The 24,978-nt window shown below is 50.5% G+C and carries 20 protein-coding genes; 8 read left to right on the top strand and 12 right to left on the bottom strand.

Annotation, left to right across the window (positions count from 1 at the left end):
• Nucleotides 1–671 precede the first annotated feature (671 nt).
• Nucleotides 672–2,261 carry a hypothetical protein gene (locus tag ACR0MQ_RS00545; protein ID WP_480603745.1) on the top strand — a complete coding sequence of 530 codons (1,590 nt, stop codon included), beginning with the start codon at nucleotides 672–674 and terminating at the stop codon, nucleotides 2,259–2,261.
• 271 nt (nucleotides 2,262–2,532) lie between these two features.
• On the top strand, nucleotides 2,533–3,504 hold the full coding sequence (locus ACR0MQ_RS00550; protein ID WP_480603748.1) for an AAA family ATPase: 972 nt from the start codon (nucleotides 2,533–2,535) through the stop codon (nucleotides 3,502–3,504).
• A 404-nt stretch (nucleotides 3,505–3,908) separates the two neighbouring features.
• Here ACR0MQ_RS00550 and ACR0MQ_RS00555 read toward each other — a convergent pair whose 3' ends face one another.
• The gene (locus tag ACR0MQ_RS00555; RefSeq protein ID WP_480603751.1) at nucleotides 3,909–4,796 is read right to left on the bottom strand and encodes a LysR family transcriptional regulator; all 888 of its coding nucleotides are present in this window, start codon (nucleotides 4,794–4,796) and stop codon (nucleotides 3,909–3,911) included.
• A gap of 78 nt (nucleotides 4,797–4,874) precedes the next feature.
• Here ACR0MQ_RS00555 and ACR0MQ_RS00560 point away from each other — a divergent pair, with 78 nt between their 5' ends.
• The 3 genes from ACR0MQ_RS00560 to ACR0MQ_RS00570 are packed head-to-tail and all read left to right on the top strand — an operon-like array spanning nucleotide 4,875 to nucleotide 6,955.
• On the top strand, nucleotides 4,875–5,762 hold the full coding sequence (locus ACR0MQ_RS00560; RefSeq protein WP_480603754.1) for an SDR family NAD(P)-dependent oxidoreductase: 888 nt from the start codon (nucleotides 4,875–4,877) through the stop codon (nucleotides 5,760–5,762).
• Nucleotides 5,759–6,136, top strand: coding sequence for a DoxX family protein (locus ACR0MQ_RS00565; RefSeq protein WP_480603757.1), 378 nt, complete (start codon nucleotides 5,759–5,761; stop codon nucleotides 6,134–6,136). The genes ACR0MQ_RS00560 and ACR0MQ_RS00565 overlap by 4 nt, the downstream gene beginning before the upstream one ends.
• A gap of 30 nt (nucleotides 6,137–6,166) precedes the next feature.
• A complete protein-coding gene (locus ACR0MQ_RS00570) occupies nucleotides 6,167–6,955 on the top strand; it encodes a nuclear transport factor 2 family protein (RefSeq protein WP_480603760.1) in 789 nt (262 codons plus the stop codon).
• 178 nt (nucleotides 6,956–7,133) lie between these two features.
• Here ACR0MQ_RS00570 and ACR0MQ_RS00575 read toward each other — a convergent pair whose 3' ends face one another.
• From ACR0MQ_RS00575 to ACR0MQ_RS00605, 7 genes are all read right to left on the bottom strand, one after another.
• A complete protein-coding gene (locus ACR0MQ_RS00575; RefSeq protein ID WP_480603763.1) occupies nucleotides 7,134–8,438 on the bottom strand; it encodes a mechanosensitive ion channel family protein in 1,305 nt (434 codons plus the stop codon).
• A gap of 131 nt (nucleotides 8,439–8,569) precedes the next feature.
• On the bottom strand, nucleotides 8,570–9,322 hold the full coding sequence (locus ACR0MQ_RS00580; protein WP_480603766.1) for a DUF3299 domain-containing protein: 753 nt from the start codon (nucleotides 9,320–9,322) through the stop codon (nucleotides 8,570–8,572).
• A 65-nt stretch (nucleotides 9,323–9,387) separates the two neighbouring features.
• Nucleotides 9,388–10,233, bottom strand: a complete 846-nt coding sequence (locus tag ACR0MQ_RS00585) for an efflux RND transporter periplasmic adaptor subunit (protein ID WP_480603769.1) — start codon at nucleotides 10,231–10,233, stop codon at nucleotides 9,388–9,390.
• A 112-nt stretch (nucleotides 10,234–10,345) separates the two neighbouring features.
• The gene (locus ACR0MQ_RS00590; protein ID WP_480603772.1) at nucleotides 10,346–10,726 is read right to left on the bottom strand and encodes a hypothetical protein; all 381 of its coding nucleotides are present in this window, start codon (nucleotides 10,724–10,726) and stop codon (nucleotides 10,346–10,348) included.
• 24 nt (nucleotides 10,727–10,750) lie between these two features.
• Nucleotides 10,751–11,149 carry a hypothetical protein gene (locus tag ACR0MQ_RS00595; RefSeq protein ID WP_480603774.1) on the bottom strand — a complete coding sequence of 133 codons (399 nt, stop codon included), beginning with the start codon at nucleotides 11,147–11,149 and terminating at the stop codon, nucleotides 10,751–10,753.
• A 64-nt stretch (nucleotides 11,150–11,213) separates the two neighbouring features.
• The gene (locus ACR0MQ_RS00600) at nucleotides 11,214–12,605 is read right to left on the bottom strand and encodes a metal-dependent hydrolase family protein (protein WP_480592361.1); all 1,392 of its coding nucleotides are present in this window, start codon (nucleotides 12,603–12,605) and stop codon (nucleotides 11,214–11,216) included.
• A gap of 69 nt (nucleotides 12,606–12,674) precedes the next feature.
• The gene (locus tag ACR0MQ_RS00605) at nucleotides 12,675–14,036 is read right to left on the bottom strand and encodes a metal-dependent hydrolase family protein (protein ID WP_480592359.1); all 1,362 of its coding nucleotides are present in this window, start codon (nucleotides 14,034–14,036) and stop codon (nucleotides 12,675–12,677) included.
• A 182-nt stretch (nucleotides 14,037–14,218) separates the two neighbouring features.
• Between ACR0MQ_RS00605 and ACR0MQ_RS00610 the strand changes: the two genes are divergently transcribed.
• Complete coding sequence (locus tag ACR0MQ_RS00610; RefSeq protein ID WP_480603777.1) at nucleotides 14,219–15,244, top strand: helix-turn-helix domain-containing protein; 1,026 nt, start codon at nucleotides 14,219–14,221, stop codon at nucleotides 15,242–15,244.
• Between the two features lie 442 nt (nucleotides 15,245–15,686).
• Here ACR0MQ_RS00610 and ACR0MQ_RS00615 read toward each other — a convergent pair whose 3' ends face one another.
• The gene (locus ACR0MQ_RS00615) at nucleotides 15,687–16,868 is read right to left on the bottom strand and encodes a tyrosine-type recombinase/integrase (protein WP_480603780.1); all 1,182 of its coding nucleotides are present in this window, start codon (nucleotides 16,866–16,868) and stop codon (nucleotides 15,687–15,689) included.
• A 1,001-nt stretch (nucleotides 16,869–17,869) separates the two neighbouring features.
• Nucleotides 17,870–19,303 (bottom strand): sensor histidine kinase, encoded by a 1,434-nt coding sequence (locus ACR0MQ_RS00620; protein WP_170770418.1) that lies wholly within the window; start codon nucleotides 19,301–19,303, stop codon nucleotides 17,870–17,872.
• 268 nt (nucleotides 19,304–19,571) lie between these two features.
• On the opposite strand from ACR0MQ_RS00620, the gene ACR0MQ_RS00625 reads away from it, so the two are divergent.
• Nucleotides 19,572–20,936, top strand: a complete 1,365-nt coding sequence (locus ACR0MQ_RS00625; RefSeq protein ID WP_170770427.1) for a cytochrome P450 — start codon at nucleotides 19,572–19,574, stop codon at nucleotides 20,934–20,936.
• A gap of 63 nt (nucleotides 20,937–20,999) precedes the next feature.
• Here the strand turns inward: ACR0MQ_RS00625 and ACR0MQ_RS00630 are convergent, their stop codons facing one another.
• Together ACR0MQ_RS00630 and ACR0MQ_RS00635 are read right to left on the bottom strand one after the other, a co-directional pair.
• Entirely contained in the window at nucleotides 21,000–22,136 is a 1,137-nt protein-coding gene (locus ACR0MQ_RS00630; RefSeq protein ID WP_170770429.1) for a response regulator, read from the bottom strand.
• Nucleotides 22,137–22,540: 404 nt separating this feature from the next.
• Nucleotides 22,541–23,143, bottom strand: coding sequence for an acyl-homoserine-lactone synthase (locus ACR0MQ_RS00635; protein ID WP_170770431.1), 603 nt, complete (start codon nucleotides 23,141–23,143; stop codon nucleotides 22,541–22,543).
• A 717-nt stretch (nucleotides 23,144–23,860) separates the two neighbouring features.
• On the opposite strand from ACR0MQ_RS00635, the gene ACR0MQ_RS00640 reads away from it, so the two are divergent.
• The gene (locus tag ACR0MQ_RS00640; RefSeq protein WP_170770433.1) at nucleotides 23,861–24,802 is read left to right on the top strand and encodes a response regulator; all 942 of its coding nucleotides are present in this window, start codon (nucleotides 23,861–23,863) and stop codon (nucleotides 24,800–24,802) included.
• Nucleotides 24,803–24,978 lie beyond the last annotated feature (176 nt).

Raw genomic sequence — 24,978 nt, forward strand, 5'->3', positions numbered from 1 at the left:
AAATGGACCATAGTTTTTTGTCTCCCAGAGATAAGCAGAGCGAAAGTAACGCAATATGTGTATAGTGTGTATAGTGTGTTTAATGTCCTGTCAAGCATTTGACGCACTGTGTGTATAATGCTATTTTGGCTATATGAAGAAACTCGGTAAAAGCCCCCCGCAAAGATTACAGATACTGATGACGGACGAGGAGTTGTCAGACATCAAGGAGTACACCCACCAAAATGGGATTTATGGGCGTTCCGCAGCAATCCGAGAACTTGTGCGGGTCGGTTTGGAAGCCGAGAGGATGGCCGGAAGATTCAAAAAGGAAGGCTAAACCGACTAAATAGCCTTTGTGGAAATTTCTTACCTGCTGGGGGAAATTGTTTTCTTTTGTATGAAGTAATGCAGAGAGCCCCCAGATTTTGGTTTTTGGCAACGCTCTCAACTCGTCCGTTCTGAAGCCCGAGTACAGAATGCGATCCTTTAAGTGATCTAAACGCAGCTAATCCTTTTAAAAGTTTTAAACCGCATTCGTGCCATTTGCTTACTGGCGAGTACAGGCCGTGGCCACATCCCGGAAGTCGGAGTGACAAAGCCCCGTTCGCGAGAAATTGTGATCAGAGGCACGGAGTCAATTTAGCTGGAAACAACAGCCGTCCTTTGGTCCGTGATCGAAGGAAAAAGTTGTGAAAAAGAACAACGCGGGAAAATTCCGCGCACAAAGAAGATGTGCCCAACGAAGGCGCGATCACCAAAAACTCAAGCAGAATAGTGGGCAAGCTAAACACATTTATGGGCATGAAGTGCTCCCGCCAAAGACGCTGCGCCAGGTGGGAAGAAAAGTTGAGTATCACGGCGGTTTTCGCCTTGGTTTAGGCTCCGAAAGGTATCGGAAAATGTCTGCTGTTATTGCCGAGATGGCGGCTGAAGTAGGTCACGACTTATACAGACCTGGTAAGAAGAAAGCGGCACAATTCCTACTAGGTCTACCAGACAACGAATACCTGGCAATATGTTACCCAGCATTCAAACACGACAAGCGGCTGCCTTCGGTTGCCATGGTGGATACAACACAGACAGCGGCCAATCTCCAATACCATTATGAAACCAAAGTGCAGGGCAAGGCGCAGTTAGCGGCGCTGACCTTTCCAGCGCTCGAAGACAGAATTCCTATTGATTCCTATAGCGCCGGCGTGGAATTGGCATTCAAGCGCATGAACACGCTCAAAACTGCACTCAGAAAATCTGGCCTGGGTGACTTTGTGTATGCTCAGTTAGAAGCGCCATTTCAGCCTGAATCGGAAACCTTCTACCTGCATTTTCATATTCTCCTGACTTTCGATCTTGGTGATGTTCATCGTCAAAGAGCATTGGCGTTCATCAAGGAAAATTCTCCTTGGTTGCAAAGTAAGGCCGGCGTTCATCTGAAGCGCATTGCTCATCAGGATGTCGCCCGATCCATCCGATATGGAACCAAGCCAAGCACGACAGCATATGAGATTGCCATGTCTGAAAACAAAAAGGTGTTCGAAGCTTATCTGAATGTCTCCAAGGGGCGGCGTCTTACCAGAACGGAAGGTTTGCTGAAGGAGACAATGCAGGAACTAAAAGCGCAGGGGCGGCGTACGAAATTCTCCCAATGTGAAAACACCAGCCGTCTTTCTGTCTGTCTGGTGAAAAAAGTTGGTAGGCGCGAAACAGGGGCCATAGAACGGGTGGATCGCAAGGGGGGCAGGAGGCAAGACACGCAGAAGCCAAAGACCGGGGACAATGCGAATAATATCTTCTGTGGCTGCGGTCACCCTGTTGCGTCACCAGATGGCCGCCTGATGGCTTTTGGGTACGTCCAGGGCTTTTGTGAAGAAACCTTCGAACCTGGTTCTGGGAAAGGTGTTCTGGGGAGTCTGTTTGAGGTTAATCGGATCGCTCGACTTGCCTGGGAGGTGAACACTGGAAAACCGTTCGATTTAAAAGAATTCCTTTCTCCAATTGCCGATGACATCATGCGATTGTTCCGTGATGCTGATGTTCAGAGTTACACGGTAATCGCCTCGCCAAACGTTCTGAAGACGCTCCGGCAAATTCAAAAGGAGCGTGAGCAAAGTTCCCCATGCCAAAAAAGGGTTCAACTAGGACGATTTGGCCAGAAAGAAATTGCGAGAACTCTAAGACGTTGGGCCTCCAGAATGAGCGGAGTTTTAGATTGGCTCAAGAATTCGATGAATAGAATTTCCGGCAAAACCAGCAGGCCATCTTCAAGCACATTTTCCAACTAAAATCAGGCTGCCCATTGTACTTCCGTAAGTATTACAATATGTTACACGAATGAACAGAAATCGGATCCTCATTCATCTGATATGACCAGCAGTTTTGCTGGTCGATATCTATTGAATGCAGGCTTAGAGTTTCCAAACAAACCTCCTTGGATTTTATCACCTGCGACACTCTCGTGAAGGTGTTCACATGCCAAGAATTGTTCCGTTGCTTACTGATCTAAAGCTGTTCGAAACCGAGGATGATGACATTGAAAGACGTTTGAGGAACCACTTGGAAGAACTCCGGTACTCAAGCTCCAAAGAAGGCAAAACCGAAGAGCCAAAGCGTGTGACATGGCAGGACACTGACACGATCCGCCGTCGCGCCAAGAAAATTATCGAAGCCCGTGGCAAGTATTCTCAAGGTCGGCATCTGTCCCGAGCTGACAGAAAGATGTTGCGGCCTGTTACAAGCGGAGTTGCTGTGGGTGGTCCATCTTCTGAACATCAAGTCGATGAAATCGCGGCTGTGTTGTATGACGAGATGCCTTGGATGATGGAGGTCATCAACGAACTTTGGTTGGACATGCGCCATAGCATCATTGAGCATGGTGTGGGTTTGAAACTGCGACCAACACTTTTAGTAGGAGGAGCGGGCCTTGGCAAAACGCATCTCGTACGTCGGATTGCAGAACTCTCGCACCTACCGGTGGTTCATATTGATGGCGGAGCAGGATCGGAGGGTTTTCCCGTCGCCGGCTTAAGTCGTGGCTGGGGCGGGGCCGAATGTGGGCGACCATTGAATGCTATGTTGTCCACTAAAGTGGCGAACCCAATGGTCGTAATCGACGAGGTCGATAAGGCCGGGACAGCCTTTGGTACTAGTGGACATAGCACTTCTATGCACTCTGCTTTGCTTGGCTTGTTGGAACCTGTATCGGCCGTTGATTGGCACTGCCCTTATTTTCAAACTGGATTCGATATGAGTCGGATCAACTGGTTAATGACTGCCAATGACGCCAGCGTTCTTCCTGCATTGCTCCGGTCTCGTGTTCGTGCAATTTACGTTGACCCTCCGAGTGAAGCTCAATTGGCGATGTTCATTGAAAAAGAAATCAGTAGGCGATCAATGCCTGAAGACTGCGTCGACCAGATTACAAAAGTTATCCAGAGGCCTTACGGGAGCAAAGCTGTAAGCGTTCGCTTCGTCGTAAGGCTTCTTGAGGAAGTACAAAGGTTTGAAACACTGCCGCTGAAACATTAGCTGGTGTGCACGACATGTAGGCGGAAGGTTTCGAGTTCGAGTCTTTCGTGCGCGCATATGAAAAGATCTGTTAGTAATGACACACTTTTGAAACGTCGCCAAAGCGCAGAAAGTGGACTTTGCAAATTTTCGGCTTTCAGCCCAGAGCTGTCGTTGGACAGATTGTCCGGATGCTGTTGACTCGGTTCTCGCAGCCGACCTTCGAGCACAGCGAAGCTGATCTGTGGGACACTTCAATCTAGTCTACGGGAAACTAAAAATCTGACATAAAATCCATAGTTTCTTCTTTGATCGACTAGAACTTACGCTGCCCTTGAAGCTCTTATTCCTACGAGTTGGCGTGCAACATCGCTGGTTTCAGTGCAAATTTAACAACAAAGAGAAGTGTTAATTTCCACAAACCGTTAAACATCCAACTGGCTGCGGATCCAGCTGAGAAGGGGAGATCGTGTGTCTCGTTCGTGCCAAATTGCACGGATTCCCAATTCCGGCAGGGGGAAAGGGCAATCGCGCGTGATTAGATTTCCGTTGATGGCGGCGGTTTGGGCAAGCGTTTCCGGCACAAATGCGATTAGATTTGTTCCTTCCAGGAAGGCGGGTTGCAGGTGCAGGCTATCCGTCACCAACCCGACCTGACGTAGGGGCAAACCCTGCTCCTTGCCATAGAGATGCACTGGGTCATCTTGTTTCGCCATCAGGCTCAGCCGGACATGTGGATATAGAAAGACTGTCTCAGCATTCCAGCTGTTCAAAGCTGGGTGGGTTCGGTCCAATAGGCACAGAAGGCGCTCGCGCAGTAGCAGCTTTTGAAGAAACTTCGGAATTGCCTGAAGTCCTGCGCCAATGATCAAATCGGCATCACCGGAATCGAGCATCTGGTAGCTGTGATCCGAATAGCTGTGAATTTCGAAAACGATCCCTGGTGCTTGCTCTCGAATACGCCGAACCGCCTTTGCAAGAAAACTGGTGGCAATAAAATCATGGGCATGAATTCGAATAGTTGCGCTCGCGTTTTCAGGTGAGAACGTCACCGGTGCAGTCAGCACGCTGATCTCAGAAAGGATCGTGTTCAACCGTGCCGCAAGGTCCAGGGTGCGCGCCGTAGGCACCATTTCGCGCCCTTGCTTGACGAACAGAGGGTCGTCAAACAGGCGGCGCAACCTTGCCAGAGTATGACTCATTGCAGGTTGCGTTACGTTCATTCGCTGCGCAGCACGTCCAACATGCCGTTCCGAAATGAGCGCTTGCAGAGATTTCAGTAGATTGAGATCAATTCCATCAATTTCATTCATACCAAGAAGAAATAATGATTATTTCCAATTATGTCTATCGATTGCCATCTTACTCTCGACCACAAGAGGAACAGAAAGATGAATATTCTGATCACTGGGGCCAGCAGCGGCTTCGGAAAAGAAATGGCCATCAGACTTGCGGGCGAAGGTCATTCTGTATTTGCCGGAATGCGTGCTTTGAAGGGGCGAAACGCCGAAGTGGCGGCCAGTCTGGAGGCAGTATCCGGGCAAGTTTGTCCCATCGAACTGGATGTCAGCAGTGACGCCAGCGTAGACAGCGCAATTGCCAATCTGATGTTAAAGCTGGATGGACCACTTGATGTCGTGATCAACAATGCCGGGATATATGTTGGCGGACTCAACGAGACCATTTCTGCGGCACGATTTCAGAACATGCTGAATGTGAACGTGCTGGGACCGGTTCGTGTGCTGCGCGCAGTGCTTCCCAATATGAGGGCCCAGGGTTTTGGCACAGTAATCAGCATCACCAGTGACATGTCGCGGTTTGCGTTGCCGATGAGCGGTTTTTACTCAGCCAGTAAAGCGGCGCTGGAACTGGTCGCCGAGACCTATGCTCTTGAACTCGCACCTTTGGGACTGGAAGCCCTTATCGTTCAACCCGGCGCATTTGATACTGGCATTATGCAGAAATCACCGCCAACGGGTGAGCCGGAACGGTTGGCTGGATACGGCCCAACGTTGGAACAAGCACAAGCAATGGCCGGACGCTTCATGGGGTTGGCGCAAAAAAGCTTTTCTGAGGCGTCCCCTGCAATGGTTGCCGATGCCATCGCCGATCTGTTGAACCTGCCCTACGGCAAAAGACCACTGAGAACTGTCGTCGACCCGTCGGACATTGGAGCGTTGGCCAACGCAATGAATGCTGCCGTAGCCACCGCGCAGGAAACGTTTTTGGATGCTCTCGGAGCGGATTTTTCGTGCCTGGTTCAGGAGGCTGCGGAATGACTCCGATCACGGTTTTCGTCGGACTGCTGTCCGTCTTCTTCCTGTTCGCAAGCTCGATCAAGATCTTCGGCTGGCAGAAGTTCATATTCGAAACCCAATTGGCGATGTTCATCAAGTACGGATTAAACCGCCAGATCATGACCTTGGTTGGCGGGGTTGAATTGTTTGGTGCAGTCGCGATCTGGTTTCAGGGATCCTGGATCGGAACCTTGGGCGCGCTGGCAATTCTTGGCACGTCCATCGGTGCAGTTGGTTGTCATCTGATCTGGGACACCTGGAAAGAAGGCGTTCCCGCCATGGTCACAGGCACCTTGTCCGCTTTCGTTGTTTGGTCTGACCGTGAAACGGTGCTGAGCATTGTTGGTATTAGCTAAAACCATTTCTATGACACAGGAGTGCATTTTGTGACTGACAGTATCCGCGTGGCAAATGCCAAGGGCCTTTATCTGGAAGGCATTCGTGACGGCAAAATGGCCGAGGCGCTCGATAAATTTACCGGGGATCGCTACACGCAACATTCAACGGGTGTACGTGATGGTAAGGAAGGTTTCATCGAGTTTTTCACGCCTTTTCTTGAGCGGAATCCGGTGCGCGACATTCAGGTTCTGCGCACCATCGAGGACGGAAATTTCGTCTTCGTGCATGTGTATCAGAGCCTCAATAACGGTGAAGCCCAGTGGGTAACGGCCGATATCTTTGATACCGACGAGGACGGTAAAATCATCGAGCATTGGGATGTGATTGCCAAGTATACATGGCCAACCGTCTCGGGCCGCAGCATGGTGGATGGCCCAACCGAAATCGAAGATCTCGATTTCACCGAGGCCAACAAGACCGTGGTGCAAGGGTTCATCGACAATGTCCTGATTGCAGGGCGCACCGATCTTGTGAATGACTACATATCGACCGAGCAATACGATCAGCACAACCCAGAAATTGACGACGGATTGGAAGCTTTCTCCAAGCATCTTGGAGAGATGACGAATGGTGGAAAAACCGGGCAATACATCAAAGTTCACCGACTACTAGGCCAAGGAAATTTTGTGGTTGCTTTTAGCCATGTAAAACACGACGAGGACGATTGGGCCGTCTTTGACTTGTTCCGGCTCAAGCGCGGAAAGATCGTCGAACATTGGGATGTTCAGGAACAGATCGGCCCGAAAGAGACGTGGAACAACTCTGGCAAATTCTAATCGGCTGGAAAGCCGGCCCTACACGCGCAAGTCGCCAAAGCTACGCACTTTTGCGCGTTGAGTGGGTGATCGCCTTGGGTCCTCTTCCTCTATGTTTGAGCAGTGGTATTTGATTGACCCGGCGCGACACCGCAGATGCGCAGAATTGGCGGAATCCAGATTGCTAACGTCTTCAAGATTAGACACCTTCGGCTGGTATCAGGTGAACATCGCGTTGCGGAAACGGAATGGATATACCTTCCTGATCAAAACGTTCCTTTGCTTGCCCGGTTAGGTCCCAGTACACCGTCCAATAGTCATCGGATTTAGACCACGGACGGCAGAATATGTTGACCGAGTTGTCCCCCAATTCTCCAACAAATACCTCGGCTTTTGGCGAGCTGAGGCAAAGATCGTGGTTTTTGACCAGTTCCTTCAAAACGGCAATGGCATGAGCGGCATTGTCAGAATATGCTATGCCAAACACGAGATCGACACGCCGCTCGTCTGATGCGCTTACATTGGTAATCACGTCCCCCCAGATTTTGCTGTTTGGAACAACGATGATCTGATTGTCGAATGTACGGATCTTTGTGGAAACAACGGACATCTCATCCACAAACCCGGATGATCCGCCGACTTCGATATAATCGCCGGTATCGAAGGGCTTGAGGACCATTATCATCAGGCCGCTTGCAAGGTTGCCCAGAGTTTCCTGCAACGCGAAGCCCAAAATGAACGACAAGCCGCCGAATACCGCGAATAACGGTGTTACGTTCACGCCGAACAAGGCCAGGACAATCAGGATACCCAACACAAAAACCGCCCAAAAAACTGCGGTGGCCAGAAACCTCTTTAACATTCGAGACAGTGTCGGAACTCTATCAAGACCGCGCTGTGCCATCCTGCGCACGAAGCGGGCAACAAACATCATCGTCCAGACAGCAACCAGAACGCCCAATACCCCAAGGACAATTCGCATCCCCCCGTCGAATGCGACCAGCCATGCGAAGGCGCTCTGCACCAGCGTCGTGAAATCAACCGATGTTATCGCACTGGTTTGAAGCGCCGACAGGTAGTCAAGATGGGGTTTGAGATCCTCCGGGGCTGCTCCTTTTTTTGACCAAGCCTCAAGAACAGTCCTATATTTTTCGAGCGTCGCATTTGAGGTCGCTACAAAAGCTGACAGTTCTAATCTCAGTTTGTCTTCGTTTTCCTTATTTGCTTTCTGCAAGTTCAGATTTATCTGGGCAAATTCTTCGGCCTGATTGCGAACATGAGTCTGCCAAGCCGCTGATGCATCGGACAATTCTTCGGCGGTTAATGGCACGACCAGTATTTCGAGTTCATCAACGGTCGTGTTTTCATCAACTGCCAACGCGAAGAACTCAGTTTCAGCAGCGGATACTTCATCCGTTTCCTGGCCAAACGCAATGAATGGAAAGATAAACAGCAACGCGCAAAGGCAAACATGCACGATCCGATTTCGCTGGTTCCGGTTCATTTTGAATGCTCCGTGGATGAATTTCGTGGCCACCCGAAGTGCGCCCTGTTTCACAATTTCGGGTGGCTGGATTTTTGCAGTGGGCGACCGCAGACACCCGGCACCTGACAGCAAATCCAGCGAGGATTGCGTTAATCATCGTCTCTGGAAGCCCCGCCAGTCGCCTTGATCCTTCCCATCAACACACGTTCCCTATTGGTCGCAGCCTCTTCGGAAGTCTGGATTGGTCCAAAAGTCTGCACGTCATCGACCTCTAAAGTAAACGCAGCCTTCATGAGGACGGGACCATCAACAACCAGCATTTCCCTCTGCGTCGGGTCAATCCTGATTTGACCGGTTACAACGATGGGTTCGTAGACTGTCGATGGCGCCCAGGCTTCACTCAGGCGCAAACGCACCATCTGGTTCGGAGGCGGAGGCGGCACGTGGCTGCACATTCCACGTTCCGGCACGATATATGCCATTTGGGAGCCATCTTCGTCGCGGGGGGCCGGGATCACAAATCCGCCCAATGAAACGGTCACGCCATCGATGTCGACATTGGCGGCCGTGCCCGCCTTCTCACGTCTTTCCATCACAACCCAGCGTTGGGAAATCAGCCAGTCCGCATCAACGCCTTCCTCAGAAAGGGTTGCTTCAGTCGCCTCGATATCCGCTTGAATTTGATCAAACAGCTCTGGCGTCGATCCGCCGTTCTCTAGCTGCGCGCGCAACCGGACCAATTTGCGAAGCGCGTTAAGCTGTTTGCCAGTCAATTCGACGAATGGATCTTCGTAGTCCTGAGCGGTTTCGTCGATCAAGTCTGCCCATTCGATACGTGCAACTTCGGAATGAGCCGGCCATGCTATTAAGCACGCGGCGATTATTGCAAAAGAAAAACGCATTGTCATATGCTCCTCAATCATAGGCCAGACAGCACACCACGCCACCGGCTCCGGCGCGTCAACATTCAGTTCCTCAGACTCGAAATGACGGTGACTTTTGCCCCTGGGCGAAGCAGCAACTCTGGATTCGGGAACTCGGCCCACACATCCATCAGCTGCGTTTTGGGATTAACCTTGAATGCCCCACCAAAGTAATAACCCTCGTAGGGGTACAATTCTCCGTCTGGCATCTGCAAAGAGAGACTGAGCCCTTCAAATGCTTCTGCATCTGTCTCAAATACTTGACGCCTTTTGGTGAATTCCTCGTAGGGCACTTTGACGACAACGTAGACCGGGTCGATATCCGATAGTATCGCCAGCGTTTCGTCCCCCCGTCTTTCCGTACTCAGATACTGATACTGCCTGACATGCGGTTGGCTGATAATCCCCGAAAAAGGCGCATGTAACTCGGTGAAGCTATACGCAAGCTGTGCCCCTTCATAAGCGAGGCCCGCCCGTTCAGCTGCGATTTCAGCAAGATCGCGGTTCACCTGGGAAAGCTGCAACTCCGCTTCCGGTATCAGCTCTTTCAGGTACAGTTCCTTTTTTCGGGCCAATTCAGCGTCGGCGAGCCTGAGTTGGGCTGTCGCATCCTTCAGAGCTGTTTCGCTTAGCCGCATTTCGATGAAGGGACCTTTCTTGCCAAACTCGAACAGAAGGTCGCCTTGCTGAACATATTGGCCGGCGTGAAACGTAATTCGGGTGACCACATTGTCGACCAGTGGCGACAGCTCTGCTTCGCGACTTGGCTGTACATAGCCCTCAAAGCGTATTGTTTGCGGGACTTCAGTTGCACCGTTTTCCTGAGCGAGTGGGGCGCGTGCTGACGAAAAGGTAGCAAGCGCAAAAAGAACAAGAAGGGCCTTTATCATCGTAGCGCCTCGGATCCGGGTTTTGAACTTGGGCCGGGGTCCACAAAATGATCGCCCCAGCCAGCGTCAGGACAAACGAGGTAGTTCTTGCCCTGAAACATCGTACTTTCGTCTAGTTGAGAAGATCACCGACGATGCCAACGGCATCAACAACGGTAGACAGGTCATTCGTAACTTCGAGGACTTCGCCATCGACCTGGATGTAACGGTTTCCTTTGCCCGGTTCCTTCAGCTTCCATTTGGAAAGGTCCCCAATATCCTCGAACTCCAGATCAGATGGGAGCTTGGCACCGCGCGTGTAGCGCTTGATCTGACCAGGCGGCACAGCCTTTGGGCCTTTGCCGGGTTTGTCTTCTATCTGAATGCTGACATCACCGTTCTTGCCCCCCTTGTTCGGCTTTTTACCCTTGTTGTCTTTGGCATGGGCATCGCTGCCTCCGAGGATGAAAAACACAACTGCTAAGGCTGCGAGAATTCCGTAGGCGATCTTCATAGATGGTTCCTTTGCTTCCCAACTTCATTCGACCGGCGTTGAAAATTCCGGCACGCGCTTCAGGGCTTCGACCATGTCCGCGCTCGTCATCAGTTCGATGAAGGTGTAGTCTTTCAGAACCCCCTGGCTCAGACGCGAAATATACATGGCCTGCACCATGCCCGGATCGTCCGGGAAGCGGACGGTGATGTAGTTCTTGCCATCGGCCAGTCCCCAGAAATAACTGATCATCTCACCGCCCATTGCGGCGAGGGCAGCGCCCATGTCCTTTTCCCGGTCGGTCGGATTGTCGATCATGATTTGCCAGGCATCGGGGTTTGGTTCCCCGATCCCCAGGTAGTATCGGCTATGAGACTCCTCCGCCGCTGCTCCGGAAACACCAATCCCAACTGCGCAAAGAGTTACTGCGATTGCCTTGTTCATTGATCGCTCCCCTGTTCAGGATCGACGGCGCAAGACGCAGGTGTCAATTTCCTGCATACTCCGTTCATTCGAGTGTATTCTTGTAGAAGACACCGTCTTTCATGATCACGCGAATGGTCTCGAACCCTCGATCACGCGCGGGTGCATCAAACCACTTCGGATTTGCTCCAAGAACCGACAGGTCCTCCAGCGGATTTCCATCGACAATCAGGATGTCTGCATAGGCCCCTTCTTCGATCACGCCCAGTTTGTTGGGATAAGGGTTCCGCCGCCCTGTCAGTTGGGCGAGTTCACCGCCAGTCGAGGTCGCTGCAACCAGGAAGGCGTGGTTACCCAGCAATTCAGCGAAGTAGTACTTTTCAAAGTCCCGGTGCGCGCGGCCAAACCCAATGGTGGACAGCACGGTGTCGACGTTATGCACGATCTTGGGCTTGTACTTCTTGATGTACTCAATGACGTTTTCTGACCCGACCAGATATTCTTCCAGTTTCGGTTTAACCGTCGGCATGGAGAAATTGGGGTGATCAAGCAGCGCCGGGTCCATTCCAGCCACATTCAAGGCCCAAAAGATGCCCTCATCCGCAATCCGCTGCACAGTTTCCTCGCTCACCATCTGAGCGTGCTCCAGTGACTTGACGCCCGCATCCAGAGCCATTGTGACCGTTTCGTCCGTATAGGCGTGGACAGTTACATATGTATCAAAGAAGGACGCAGCCTCGACCGCAGTTGCGATCTCATCGACATTGTAAGCAACGGACCAAAGCGGATCGAGCTCGGATGACACACCGCCACCGGCCATCAGTTTCAGGAAGCTCGCCCCGTGCGCGAAGTTAAGCCGCGATGCTTTCCGGATTTCCTCGGCACCATCAGCAATATAGGACAGGTTGAACGTATTGGCGACGTCGTCCGAACCCATGTTGAAGGTTCGCTGCTCGGGGTTTCGCCAGTCACCATGCCCAGAAGTTGGGCCGATGGCCGCACCTGACGCATAGATACGTGGCCCGTCGACGATCCCCTTGTCGATCAGTTCGCGCAGACCTGATCCCATTCCGCCAGTATCCCGCACCGTGGTATAACCATCGTAGAGATAGTCGCGGGCATTTTCAGCCGCGGTGGCACCGATCTGATCCCACTTGGCGGCCTGAAGGCCTGAGAAGGATTGCACGAGCCCTGTAGCGTAGAGATGCACGTGACTGTCAATCAAGCCCGGCATCAGCGTGCGACCACCCCCGTCAACAAGCGTTGCGTCGGGCGCATCAATACCATCGGTCGAGACTGTCTTTATGAGATTGCCTTCAACCAGAACATTTGCGTTTTCGATCCGCTCTTCACTAATTCCGTCAAAGATATGCACGTTGGTGAACAAAGTTTGCGGGAGCGCGTCCTGTGCCAACGCGCCGCTTGCTGCCAAGGAAAAAAATCCAGCGATTGCTGTCAGTGAGGCCAGTGTTTTCACGTGTCAGTACTCCCATTTGTCAAACTAAAGGGGCGCGGGATGCCGAGGTAAATTCACCCCGCGCGACACTCAATTGAGTGTATTCTTGTAGATCACGCCATCTTTCATGATCAGATCGATGTTGTTGGTGTAGTCGACCAGAATCTCGGCGTCCTCGACCGGGTTCCCTTCCACAAGCAGCAGATCGGCGTATGCGCCTTGTTCGATCACGCCCAGCGGGCCTGCTGTGTAGGGGTTGAGTTTTCCTGACAGTGCCAGAAGTGCCGCCGATTTTGACGTGGCCTGTTGCAGGATTTCGTAGGAAGTCCACGCCTCCAGCCTGTATTTGAACTCGTCATTCTGCTTGGTCAGCGCGACGGGATCGCCGATAATGTCCGTGGAGAACGCCACGTTCTCGATCCCGAAATCTTTGATCAACTGCATCTGATTTCGCGCACCCGCTTGCACGCTGAGGAACTTTTCGGCGGACCCAGGCCCAAGTGCAGTAACAATGGTTTGCTCGTCGATCCCCAGAAGAGAATAGAACGGAACAATCCAGGCATCCGCGTCTTTGATCGCTTGAGCCCCGACTTCGGTCATCAGTTGTCCATGTTCAATGCTGATCACACCTGCCTCAATCGAGCGCACGATGGATTCGTCTGTATAGGCGTGAACCATGACATAGGTTCCCCAATCGGCAGCGGCCCGGACAGACGCCTCAAGCTCCTCCGGCAGACCCTGAACGGTGTGTAACGGATCAACCTGAGAGGATACCCCACCGCCAGCCATCACCTTGATCTGGACAGCGCCAAGGCGCAGGGCTTCGCGTGTCGCGCGCAGCGTTTCCGGCACGCCATCGGCCAGGAATTCCAAGTGCTGGTTAAAGAAGGATGGTTGCGCCCCCATGAAGTTGGGATGGGGTTCGGTGTAGACGCGATGCTCTCCATGCCCCGAGGTTTGCGAGATCACAGGCCCAGAAGCGTAGATACGCGGGCCAACGGCCTTACCCCGATCAATCGCTTTTTGCAGGCCAATTGCCGGGCCGCCCGCATCCCGCACTGTTGTGAACCCTCGCATAAGCATTTTTTCAGCTTCAATTGTTGATACAGCACCCCAGTACATCCAGTCGAAGTTATCGCGCAGATCGGCCACGGGTTCCGTGACTGTCATATGCACATGTGCGTCGATCAGGCCCGGCATCAGGGTTCGACCACCACCGTCAATGATCTGGGCATTGGCGACGGCCAGTGGTTCCGCTGATACGTCTGCGATCAGGTTGTCCACGACCAGAACGTTTGCGTTCTCAAGTCGCTGTTCATCGACACCGTTAAACACGTGCACGTTGGTAAATAGGATCGGAAAGCTCTCTTCCTGCGCAAATCCTTGGCCCGCGATTACCAGGCTTGCAGAAAAGGCTGTCGTGGCCACCATGCGTTTGAGTTTCGGCGTCATCGAGGTCCTCCAAATGCGAATCACAGATGTATATTTCTGAATGTGATTTTAGAGTGATCGCCGAATATTGCCTGACAGTATGACGGGCTTCGCCAAATTGATTTTGCATTCTGCAAGCTTTTCGCACCTTTTTGTGTGTTTTCTGTCTATCTGTCGTTACCTTCATGATATTTGAGGGCGACATGGACGCATTTGACCAAAACACAAAGAAGGCCTTGCCGCTGGTTCGGGCATCGGTTGCTGCACCGGTGGTAGATGCTTTGCGTGGTGCCGGTGTTGAACCAGCCTTCGTTCTGGACCCTCTTGGCGTGAGCGAAGTTCAGGTGATGGATCGCCAGAATTTCCTGCCACACGAAACGATTTATAAAATCCATCAAGCCGCTGCTGACGCAACATCACCGGACTTCTGTGCGCAAGTTGGTCAATCAATCGACCTTGTTCGGTTTCTGCCTCTTGGTGACATGTTGGCCGAGGCGTTGACGCTGGGTGACTTCTTTACGCGCTACACTCAAGCCGTCTCGAAAGAATCCAACGCGGTCACACAGTCTATGCTTGTGGAAGGCGAGCACGCTTATTTCAGTGCCAAGCGGAACTTCAAGTTTTCAGTTTCGCCGGGACAGACCGACGCATTTCTGGCGAGCATTTGGATATCACTATTGCACCGGGTTATGGATTTCAGGTGGGACCCGAGCCAAATCATTTTACGGGTAAGCGAACCTGATGTGCTACCTAGGCACTTTCATGGTGTTCAAGCCATCAAGTGCAGCCCGCAGGGATTTTCGATCCGGTTTCCCTCAACCTGGCTGAGCCATCAGTTACTCTCGGAAACATTGGAAAACCCGTCAGACCTGCCAGGCGCTACCCCCGACCAGCATGCGCCTCAAGATTTCTTAGCCGGACTTCAGGGCCTGATCCGGATTCATCTTGGTGAGCCGGGATTTGGTGTAGACGAACTGGCGCGCCTATGTGGTTTCCACCGGGAGACATTGAACAAGCGGCTGGCCCCATATGGGCAATCAGCCTCTCAGGTCATATCTGGCGTCAAACTGGAAGAAGCAAAGAAGCTGCTGGGTCCGGCAGGAAAGTCCGTTGGTGAGACCGCACTGCGGCTTGGTTACGCGGACTCCACAGCGTTTTCGAGGGCCTTCCGAAAATGGTCCGGAATGTCGCCTTCGGATTTTAAGAAAACGGTAAAAGAACTGGGCTGAAAAACCGGCGCCAGTGCGGTCGCATGCTGCTCGCCGTCGTTTCTTCGGGCATAGGATGAGAACACTAGCCGAATAAATCCCAAGTTGCGCGCACGTTGTGAAAATCTGGTCGAGCGCCTGCAACACCATTCACTCATGTCCGGTTCTGCTAAAAGCTAGAATTGCAAAGTCTTGGGTTGAATGTCCGGTTTGGGCTGTCTTCGGTCCTTCGGAGTGAAAATGCAGATCGCAGCAAAGTCCCGCGCTGCGGTCACTGAAGCACTGCGCAACAAACGACGCTCCGGGTCCAAAACCGACGCTAACCTTTGGGCGGCTTCTCATGACCTTTTCGAGAAATCGTTGCCGTCCAGTATCTACGTTTGTGTGGAGTTGGCTGTGCTTTCGAATTGCCCACAAAGTTGTGTTCAACTAGCAGATCTTGAGCTAGGATTTGACGGGCGATTCAACCTGCGTTGCCGATTACAAAACTTGACCATTCGGCTGTTAATCTGCGCCGAGGCTCCAGTAAATCTGATCTCTGGTAAGACCGCTCTGTCTTGTTTCCAACTTTGTGAGCAAGGCAGGCTTCCGAAATCGCTTCAAGCCCAGGACGATTTTCACGCTGCCAGTCTTTGAAACTGCTTCGAAATCCGTGAGGTCGACCAGGTTCTCCTAGCCCATCAAGCGCCTTTAAGAGAGCATTCCCATGAACCGGTTTGCTCCGGTGCCCTGGAAACAGGAATCCGTTTTTTTGTCGTTTCTTGCATTCCTCTACAATACGCAGCGCCTCAGGTGACAAAGGAACGCGAAAGTCTTGTGCTTGGGTCTCCGTATTTTTCATGCGCTCTGCCGGTACGGTCCAAACGTTACCTTCAATCTCGTCAAACTTTGCTCCACAAACACTGTCAGCCCGTTGTGCAGTCAGGATCAATAACCTCAGGGCAAGATGGCTTGACGTCGGCTTATTCAAGCGGAGGTACAAGGCGGGCACGTTCAGCCAAGCGGTGGCTTCGATGTTTTCAGTCTTATGATTGACAATCGGGAGACGGCCTACCGCTTTATTCACGATGAGAGGGTCTACTTTGGCGCCTTGATCCAAGCAGAAGTTCAATACCATTCTGGTTCTTTGAACTACTTTGTCGGCGGTCGGTTTGCGGTTTTTCCAAATTGGTTTCAACACTTGGATGATGTCTTGGATGTTTAACGAGGAAACACGACGCTTTCCCAGTTTTGGAGTTACATGCGTGTCCAATGGAGAGCGCCACCTGCCGGCAACCCCACCGTTCTTCAATTTGGCCGCATTGTGTTGGAGGCAGCTTGACACAGCGTCTTCGAAAATCGGATCAAAAGCATTCTGTTCGATTTTCTTTTGTGCTAATTCCTCTTCTCTAACGTCAATTGGATCACAACCATTGTTCTTTACGCTTTCCCAATGGTCACGTGCCACGCGGGCACCAGCCAAACTAACGCTGGGGTAGGGTCCCAATCCCATATCTCTTCTTCTGCCAAAACGGCTGTAGCGGTAGATCCATTTCCCTGAGTTTCGGGATGTCTTTTCAAGTTGCAGACCGCCCCCATCGTATAGGGTCCCAGTTTCTAAGTTCTTTACCTTTGACGCACTTAGTTTGTTTCTTGCTCTACTCATTTCCTTGCCTTTGGCCCCACAATTAGCCCCACATTTGACTTGCGTTTCTCTGCATCAGCATGCGGCGACTGGCAACGGTACCTCGGGTAAGTTGTTGAGTTTAAATTGTTCGTGCCTCAGCCTGCAACGCTCTGCTGCACAGAGTGTGTCTTCTCGACCGCACCACATAGTTCATCTCGTTGTGTAATTTCAATTTATTATGTTGGCGTGAACGATCTTGGTCCACCTAAAGGCTTGTGATTTGGTCATCAGCACAACGTAGTCGCTTTCGCTGCTTCTGCACGCGTGCGCTGATGCCTCCGATCGTCGAGTAGAGTGCCCGACAACCGATCAAGTGCATAAATGGCTTCCACCAATTACTGTTTATCGAGGATGGATCTCCACTGCTGGTTAAAAGGCTGTATGAGTGCGTCAACGAAATTAGCTGCCGCACTTGTGAAGTCTGATTAGCCGCGAATATTGAGATAAACGTGCAATACGGGCTTAAGAACTGTGACAACCATACAATCAGAGTTGGGCGTCAAAACTTGAGTGAATTAATTCAAATAGAGTGCGCCCAATCGATGAAAAAGCTGAATATGTTGACAGTCCGGCGGTCATTGGCTTTTTTGTTTCCGGTTTACACCAATTAGAACAACTAAAACGAACAAAACACGAGAAATTCTCGGTGCTTGGACAGCTCATCCCTTATGATGTTCATAGTAATATCGCGGCCTGCAAGTAGTAGGCCTATTTGCCGAAAGTTGTAAATCTACTGCATCTTCGGAAGTGTATTTGGTAACGAGTGTGCTGTTTCGATCGTATGATCGGGACAGCATTTTCTTTTTGGAGTTGCTTTGGCAATACATAGACTCCTTCCTTTTACCACTGACGATCTCGAGTGTGCCACGAGGTCTTGTGATCATAGGGATAACTTCACCACCGAAAATCCGCTACTGAATCACGGGATTGCTTCAAAAATCCAAAGTGATGTGCCATCGAAATTGCTCGGCAGGAATCCGTTATCGTTGCTCCGGTTGCGTGGCGCAGGGTAGTGAGGTGTGCTCTTCTCCGGTGGAACCTACTTCATGTCCGCTTATCGCAGGCAATTTAATGAAAAACTCTGTGCCTTCACCAAGTTTGCTTCTGTAGTCTATTGTTCCGCCAAAATGCTCAACAATTTCCTTTGAAATGTGCATCCCGAGCCCTGTACCGCCTGCGTGACGTTCATCGGAGGAGTCTATCTGGGAAAATCGATCGAAAACTTTGTCATGGCACCCCTCAGGTATCCCGATGCCATGGTCTTTGACGAAGAGGCGAATATTCCCGCCCACTTTCTCGCATCCGACGGTTATCTCGCCTCCATCAAGGGAGAATTTAGCTGCGTTGGAGATAATGTTGGCCAACACCTGAAGCAGGCGGGAGGGATCACCTTTAACGTACAGATCATTGTTTCCCCTTAAGTCTTCTACAATTTCTACGTTGTGAGCACTGGTGTATCCCATGTTACAGGCAATCGCTTCCTGAATCAGCGCATGTACATCAACAGTTCCTTCACGGTAATTCATCTCGCCCGCCTCCATTTTTTGAATGTCCAGCACATCATTGATTAGGGATGCGAGCCGTTCGCAATTTTTACCTGCTAAATGAATGAGGCTTTGCATTGATTCTGGAGCTTCACCCAATGCGCCTGTGTTGATTAGGTCAAGTGATCCCTTGATCGAAGTGAGAGGCGTACGCAGTTCATGGCTAACTGTCGATATGAACTGAGTTTTCGCAATGTAGGCCGCTTTTGTTCTTTCGTGCTCTGCTTTGAGCTTTTCGAGTTGTTCCAAATTCCTGCGGTAGAGCTTCAGAAACACCATCGAACAGTCAATCAGAAAATACATTACAAAGATAACGGTGAAGAAGTGCAGCCAGAGTTCAGATGAAAGCTCGGGGCGTTCGATCCAGATATCCTTGACGACAATCAACATGAACGATACGCCGTACATGGTCAGACGGATAATCATTGCCCACAGAAACTGATGGTTGTTCATTGCTGCAAACAACGCCGCAGCAAACAAGAAGAACATTGGAGTAAAGTGACCACCGGCGGGCTGTGCGAAAGCAACTGAAACAGCATACAGGCAGATTGCGGCCGCGCTGAGGATCGTGTTCAACAGAATCCAAACAACCATCATACTAATTGCTTTGTGCTGATCTGGCTTCAAGCGCGGTACGCGTTTGGCCAACAATAAATCTTGCGCTTCGCAAATGAGGATTGTCCCATAGAACAGCATGGCGTTAATGGGATCGAAGAAGAACGCAGTTAAAATGGTCGTGGCCAGATAAATAGCCTGCCGCTGCCACAGAAGCGCAAAGCTCATGGCAGTATAATCTATGATGTTTTGCAGAAGCCGGTTTTCCGTTTCACCGGAGTCCCGGTTCGGCAGATTGGCGTCGATGGCTGTCATCTAGATGTCTTCGTTTTTCGCGCTTGGAAAGTACCATTAGCAGCACAATGAGGACTTAGTTGGTCTGAATTGGGTTCACAGTTTGGCGCTAATCCTTTGAAGGCCACCGGGATTGTTGGGGTTTCACGCAAGATTCTGGTGTGAGAGGTTGAAAAATTTTTGTTGCGCAAATGCAGTGTGGGGCGCCCAAAATTGACGATCTCGTTGCTAAGTGCATTTTTTATCTTAATGTGCCAGAAAGAAGGAGAAAATCTAAAAGGGTTGGGGTTTGACTGCAGTTGAATTTACGAAGTTGGGGCAGGGCGCTGTCGCTCCTGTTTCGGCTAGGCTTGCGAAAAAGCCGGTGACACTGCTTCAGTTTGCAAGGTCCGCTGGTCGAAACATGTTTGAAGTCATCCCGGCCGAAACTCTGCGTGAAACTTATGTTCGTGGACCTTTGAACATACACTATATATGCGATCCTGAAATAATAACCGAGTTACTTGTCGGGCAGGGCCGTTCGTTTCCCAAAGCCAAGTTCACTAAAGACATTATTGGATCGGCTGTAGGCAACGGTTTGATACTCTCTGAAGGGGAAAAATGGCGTCAACAGAGACGTAGATATTCGCCACTATTCGCCGCCAGGAACCTCCCGGTTCTGGCTCGACATTTTGCAGAGACTGGTGTCGAGATTGCAGATTCATTGGCGGAGCACGAAGGCCCCGTAGATGTTGCACAAATTGCGCCTGCATCAACGTTGACGAATATTTCCAGGGTGATTTTTTCGGGTAACAAGAAAGTCAGTTCAGAGCAGATACGCGTGGGGCTGATCAAGTATTTTGAGTACATTTCTGATTTGTCTCTTTTCGATTTAATGGGTTTGCCAAAGTGGGTGCCGCGCAAGAATTGGCTACGCAGCCTGGCCCCGGTCACCAATATGCGGAACCTCGCCAGACAGGTCATTGATCAGCGTCGCTCCGAATGCCGCAGCGAGCCACAGGATTTCCTCGATTTCATGATTGAGGCGTTGAAAACTGATTTCGAGGATGAAGCGACTACCGTTGACAACCTTTTGACTTTTGTCGTCGCTGGTCATGAAACTTCTGCCAACGCTTTGGCTTGGGGATATTATTTGCTGGCCTTGCACCAAGATATGCAAGCTAGGGTTAGACAGGAAATTCGGTCCGTTCGCCCAAAAGGCCTAGTGGAATTTTCGGACCTGGAGGCAATGCCACTCCTGCGCGCCCATGTAAAAGAAACGCTGCGGCTTTACCCTTCAGCCGCGTTCTTTGCTAGAGACGCATCTGCCGACCTTGAAATCAAAGGGGTAAAGATTGCAAATGGTGACGCGCTGTTCTTCCCAGTTTACTCTTTGCACAGAAACGAAAAACTATGGGATGCTCCTAACCACTATTTGCCGGAACGGTTCTTGGGATCTACACTGCCTCGAGGCCAGTACATTCCATTTGGAGATGGTCCCAGAATCTGCATTGGCGCACAGTACGCTGAAACTGAGATCATGGTGCTCATGGCTTCGGTGCTCCGTCGAATAAATTTTTCGATTACAGAGTCTGAATTACCGGAACCAGTTTTGACATTCACCATGCGTACCAGTGGCCCACTCATCCTCAATGCCGAACGGGTTCGCGAATAAAGTTGATATCTAAACTCCAGTGCCTGACCTTTGATCGACGTCAGGTCTGGCGATAGAATTAGCTTACTGCCTGCGAGTGAGGTAAGTGTTATCGCCGTACAGCTCACGCAAGACTACATCAAACAATCTATCGTTGACTATTTCTTTGCGATGCGGAGTGGGCTCTGAAAATGTGGAAGAGGTTGTAACCAGGCCCTTTCTGAGATTGGCCTCACGATGATTCACTTTTTTGATAGCCATGTCCAAAGAGGCAAATGCTCCAACCTTCGTAAAAGAACGAAGCGATACCGGTGTACCTTTCACCACTTTAAGATGGACAGATGCGCAGCGGTTGCTGAGAACAGTCCCTAGTTCTTGGTTTAGGAAAGCTTCGGTCGGAATATTCTGGGTGCGTTCCCGCCCCTGTGTAACAACGAGAAATGTGCCACTTCCGCGATAGGAATAGATTCCTCCAGCAGCCTGTGTTGTTCTTTCAATGCAGAATCCAATGTCGGAAACAGATCGCCGAAAATCACCAAAATTCCCCAGATCAAAGTGATACTCGGCGTCACGATATTTGATTGCGGTGACCCAGGTGTCAAATCGACGCCTCCGTGAAAGCTGCTCGACATAGTTGTCGAATTCGACATACCCCAAGCATTGTTCCTGCTCGTCGATAGACAAAGGATCCTTGAAATTGAATTTCTGGTTGAAATCCAATTCACTGCGAAGATTTTCTATCGACGCCGATGAGGATTGGGTTTTCTTTCTCTCCATCATCAGAAGGTGAGCAGCGTTCATACGGCTGCGCAATTCAAAGAAGTCGAAGGGTTTAGTTACATAATCAAACGCGCCTTCCAAAAATGCCTTCTCGATGTTCTGCCTGTCATCCAGAGCAGTCAGCATTATGACAGGTGTTTCCAGATTTTCCGGCAGGTTTCGGATTTGTGAAAGCAACTCTATCCCTGAGGTTCCAGGCATCTGAATGTCAACAAGCAGACAGTCGAACGGGGCTTCTGATGCTTCTATCATCCCAAGCGCTTCATCAGCTGAACTGGCAGCAGCCACATTGCAGTTTTCGAGTTCAGGAAGCGCTGACTGGAGCAATTTCAAGATGTCAGGATCATCATCAACCGCCAGTACAGTAAGTGCGGTCTTTCTTTGTGCCCGATGCTCTAAATTTCTTTGGAACCGATCACTGCCAAATGTGGAATGTCTCATAACTGGTGAACCGCCGATATCCTCATAACGGGTTGAACCTATGAGGTGAGTGGGTCGAAACCGCGGCAAAAATCGAGAAATTCTTCGCAGAAAGGGGTTTTTTCTTGACCTTTGTTTGGCGCAAACGGCCTCAGCGACGAGTTGCCTATTTTTTGTTTTGAGCGGCCGTGGCGCTTTTTTGATGCTGTTTATTCGGCAATTTGTTCGCGTCTAAGAACAATTCACGATCTCAAAACAACGGAATTGAAATGCGATTGGGAATTTACGCATCAATTCTGGTAACACTGCTAACATGCACAATAGCCACGGTTTCCCAATAGCCTGAAAACAAAGCCTAGTCGCAATGAAGTCAGCGTCGGGCATTAAAAAGTACAATAGACGATCCAGCGGCGGGGTTGTTCAATTTACTTGTAGATGTTGAACAAAACTGACTGACTGACTGTGCCATCGATAGAGAACTTTGCGCCGACAGGTGAGGCATTGATACCCAGTCGCCGTGACCACCGTGCCCAGACTGAAGGAACGATGCCCAGTATGCTGGATGCACCACCTTCCATCGCGACAGTAGTCATCTGGTGAAACAACTCTTGTTGAACCTGCTGCCTGCGTGATGAAGCTACATCTTTTGTCACGAAGAAACGGGATGCTTCCCAGACAGATTGCTTTACCGGGGCTTCAACAAACAGAACGTCAGATGGGATATCTTTAAGGATACCTCTTTGTGCGTCGCGCAGCATATAACTGTATACCCCGCATTGTGCGGTCGTGGGCAGAAGTCGCACACCTGCCAAAATTTCACCAAACTCGTGCAACACAACCCATCGACAGGCTGGCGTGTCGTATTGGTCGAATTCCATCCCGTCAGCTTCGGCGACTTGCCACTTTAGCTGATCTATGAAAATTGACTTTCTGGTTTCGAGGTATTTTGCCAGCAGTGGGCCATACTCGTGAATATTGCGAAAGCTAAGCGTAGTCGCACGAATATTGCCAACGTCACTACGTGGCATTGGCTGGCTACTTCTAACCGCGAAAACTTCTATTCGCGCCGATTTACTCGGAGCGCTTGAAGTGGCGTTAGCGGGTGTCAGTTCCGGAAATCCCTCCGGGACCGAGTATGTCTGCTTAAACCTGAGTGGACGGTCCATATTTTGCTCATATTATTGACGCACTTATGACAAGATTCAGCTCGGCAAGTCCACCAACCTATGCGGTAGTTAACCGAATTGATGAATGGGTGTGTCCAAATCTCCTCTCTCCCAATGGTTGAGTTCGCTGACAGATCAATTACGCAAGATTTTTTTAACTTTTCTTTTCACCCGTAGGCTTCATTCATTTCCGCGTGTGCAGCAACAGTTTGAAAAAAAAGTTTTTTTGCTCATTCTATTAGAACTTACCTATTAGAACTTACGCTGGATCAAGTGCCGTCTCGGTGTCTGATGAAAATTCAAGGCAGCCCTGACTGCTGATAGAAGCAGCCATCAAGATGACATCCAAATTTGGAGGGAGTTACTTTTCTAATTGCGTCCTCGGGCTGAGAAATTTGTACAGATTGAAAAAAATGTGCAGACATAAGGAAGTCTGCCTAATGTCACCGTTTTGCCACCTTCGTAAAAGAAAATAAGAGAGGATGAGTAATCCCTGAGTGTTTTATGCGCCAGCCAGCCGTTGCCTTAAAGTCTGCAATGCCCAACGGTTGGAGTGGTGTAAGAGGTTGGTGAAAAGTTATGCGTATACTTGCTGTAGACGACGATCCTAGCATCCTGGAGTTGCTAGATAAAGTTCTTGAATCGTTCGGGTACAAAGATGTCGTTACCGCCAGAAGTGGTCGGGAGGCCCTTGAAATACTGTCGAGACCAAATGAAGCGTTCGACTGCTTATTGCTTGATGTGCAGATGCCGCAAATGAACGGCATAACTCTTTGCGAAGAAGTGCGAAAATTACCAGAATACACGTACACGCCCATTATCATGGTGACCGCCATGGTGCAAAAAGAGTACATCGACGAAGCATTCGGAGTTGGGGCAACGGACTACGTTACAAAGCCTTTTGAGTTCTCGGATCTGAAGCAGAGGTTGTCTGACGCCTATAGAATGGCAGCGGAACGCAGAGCCGCAATCGAAGTGCTGGAAGCTGAAGCGGATTCTGAGTTGTGTTTTGGCAATAGTCCGGACGTTCGCTTAAGTGATCCGCAATGTTTCGGAGATTTGCCCGGTTGCATTGGGTTAGCTGAATTTGAGAATTACGTAATTCAGCTTTCAACGATGCACTCCATGGCTGCAAAGCTTGTGGCGGTGAAATGCATAGGCGCCGAACAAATCTATGAGGCGAGCACGGTCAGTGAATTCCGTAGTGCCATGACTTTAGCTGGTACCGCGCTTCTGACAGCCAATCAGCAAGGGCGCAAAGTAGCGACCTATTGGGGAAATGGCGTATTCCTGATGATCTATGACAATCAAATTGATTTGAGTGTGGACCAGTTGGGAGCACCGCTTCCGGAGGCATTGAAAGAAATTTCCAGTGACACCACTTCAGGTCGGCCAATTGGCTTCCAAGTTAGCGAAGAAGTTATGCTTAAAGCCAAAACCAAGATGGAGGCGTTGTTCTTGATAGACAAGGCCGTCGAAATGGCTGAAATGTCGGAGCGTCAAGCGGCGAATATCGGTTGAAAAACTGCATATATGGATGGTGATTAAGACCAGGCTGTTGGTGTAAAAAATAATTTGAACGCCCTGAGTTTTTCATTTTTCTGGTTTAAGTAGATCCGCGCGCTCGTTCATCAGACGTTCAACCTTTGTGCTTTTGGCCTACTTCGTCCGATCTCAGTGCCTACCCCGCGGCAACA

Source organism: Ruegeria sp. AN6, assembly GCF_056540425.1.

Coding starts and splice junctions, on each gene's coding strand:
- ACR0MQ_RS00580 (WP_480603766.1), bottom strand. CDS start 9,322: ATGCGTTTTTCTTTTGCAATAATCGCCGCGTGCTTAATAGCATGGCCG.
- ACR0MQ_RS00560 (WP_480603754.1), top strand. CDS start 4,875: ATGAATATTCTGATCACTGGGGCCAGCAGCGGCTTCGGAAAAGAAATG.
- ACR0MQ_RS00640 (WP_170770433.1), top strand. CDS start 23,861: ATGCGTATACTTGCTGTAGACGACGATCCTAGCATCCTGGAGTTGCTA.
- ACR0MQ_RS00615 (WP_480603780.1), bottom strand. CDS start 16,868: ATGAGTAGAGCAAGAAACAAACTAAGTGCGTCAAAGGTAAAGAACTTA.
- ACR0MQ_RS00565 (WP_480603757.1), top strand. CDS start 5,759: ATGACTCCGATCACGGTTTTCGTCGGACTGCTGTCCGTCTTCTTCCTG.
- ACR0MQ_RS00605 (WP_480592359.1), bottom strand. CDS start 14,036: ATGACGCCGAAACTCAAACGCATGGTGGCCACGACAGCCTTTTCTGCA.
- ACR0MQ_RS00585 (WP_480603769.1), bottom strand. CDS start 10,233: ATGATAAAGGCCCTTCTTGTTCTTTTTGCGCTTGCTACCTTTTCGTCA.
- ACR0MQ_RS00590 (WP_480603772.1), bottom strand. CDS start 10,726: ATGAAGATCGCCTACGGAATTCTCGCAGCCTTAGCAGTTGTGTTTTTC.
- ACR0MQ_RS00635 (WP_170770431.1), bottom strand. CDS start 23,143: ATGCCACGTAGTGACGTTGGCAATATTCGTGCGACTACGCTTAGCTTT.
- ACR0MQ_RS00595 (WP_480603774.1), bottom strand. CDS start 11,149: ATGAACAAGGCAATCGCAGTAACTCTTTGCGCAGTTGGGATTGGTGTT.
- ACR0MQ_RS00575 (WP_480603763.1), bottom strand. CDS start 8,438: ATGAACCGGAACCAGCGAAATCGGATCGTGCATGTTTGCCTTTGCGCG.
- ACR0MQ_RS00620 (WP_170770418.1), bottom strand. CDS start 19,303: ATGACAGCCATCGACGCCAATCTGCCGAACCGGGACTCCGGTGAAACG.
- ACR0MQ_RS00610 (WP_480603777.1), top strand. CDS start 14,219: ATGGACGCATTTGACCAAAACACAAAGAAGGCCTTGCCGCTGGTTCGG.
- ACR0MQ_RS00630 (WP_170770429.1), bottom strand. CDS start 22,136: ATGAGACATTCCACATTTGGCAGTGATCGGTTCCAAAGAAATTTAGAG.
- ACR0MQ_RS00555 (WP_480603751.1), bottom strand. CDS start 4,796: ATGAATGAAATTGATGGAATTGATCTCAATCTACTGAAATCTCTGCAA.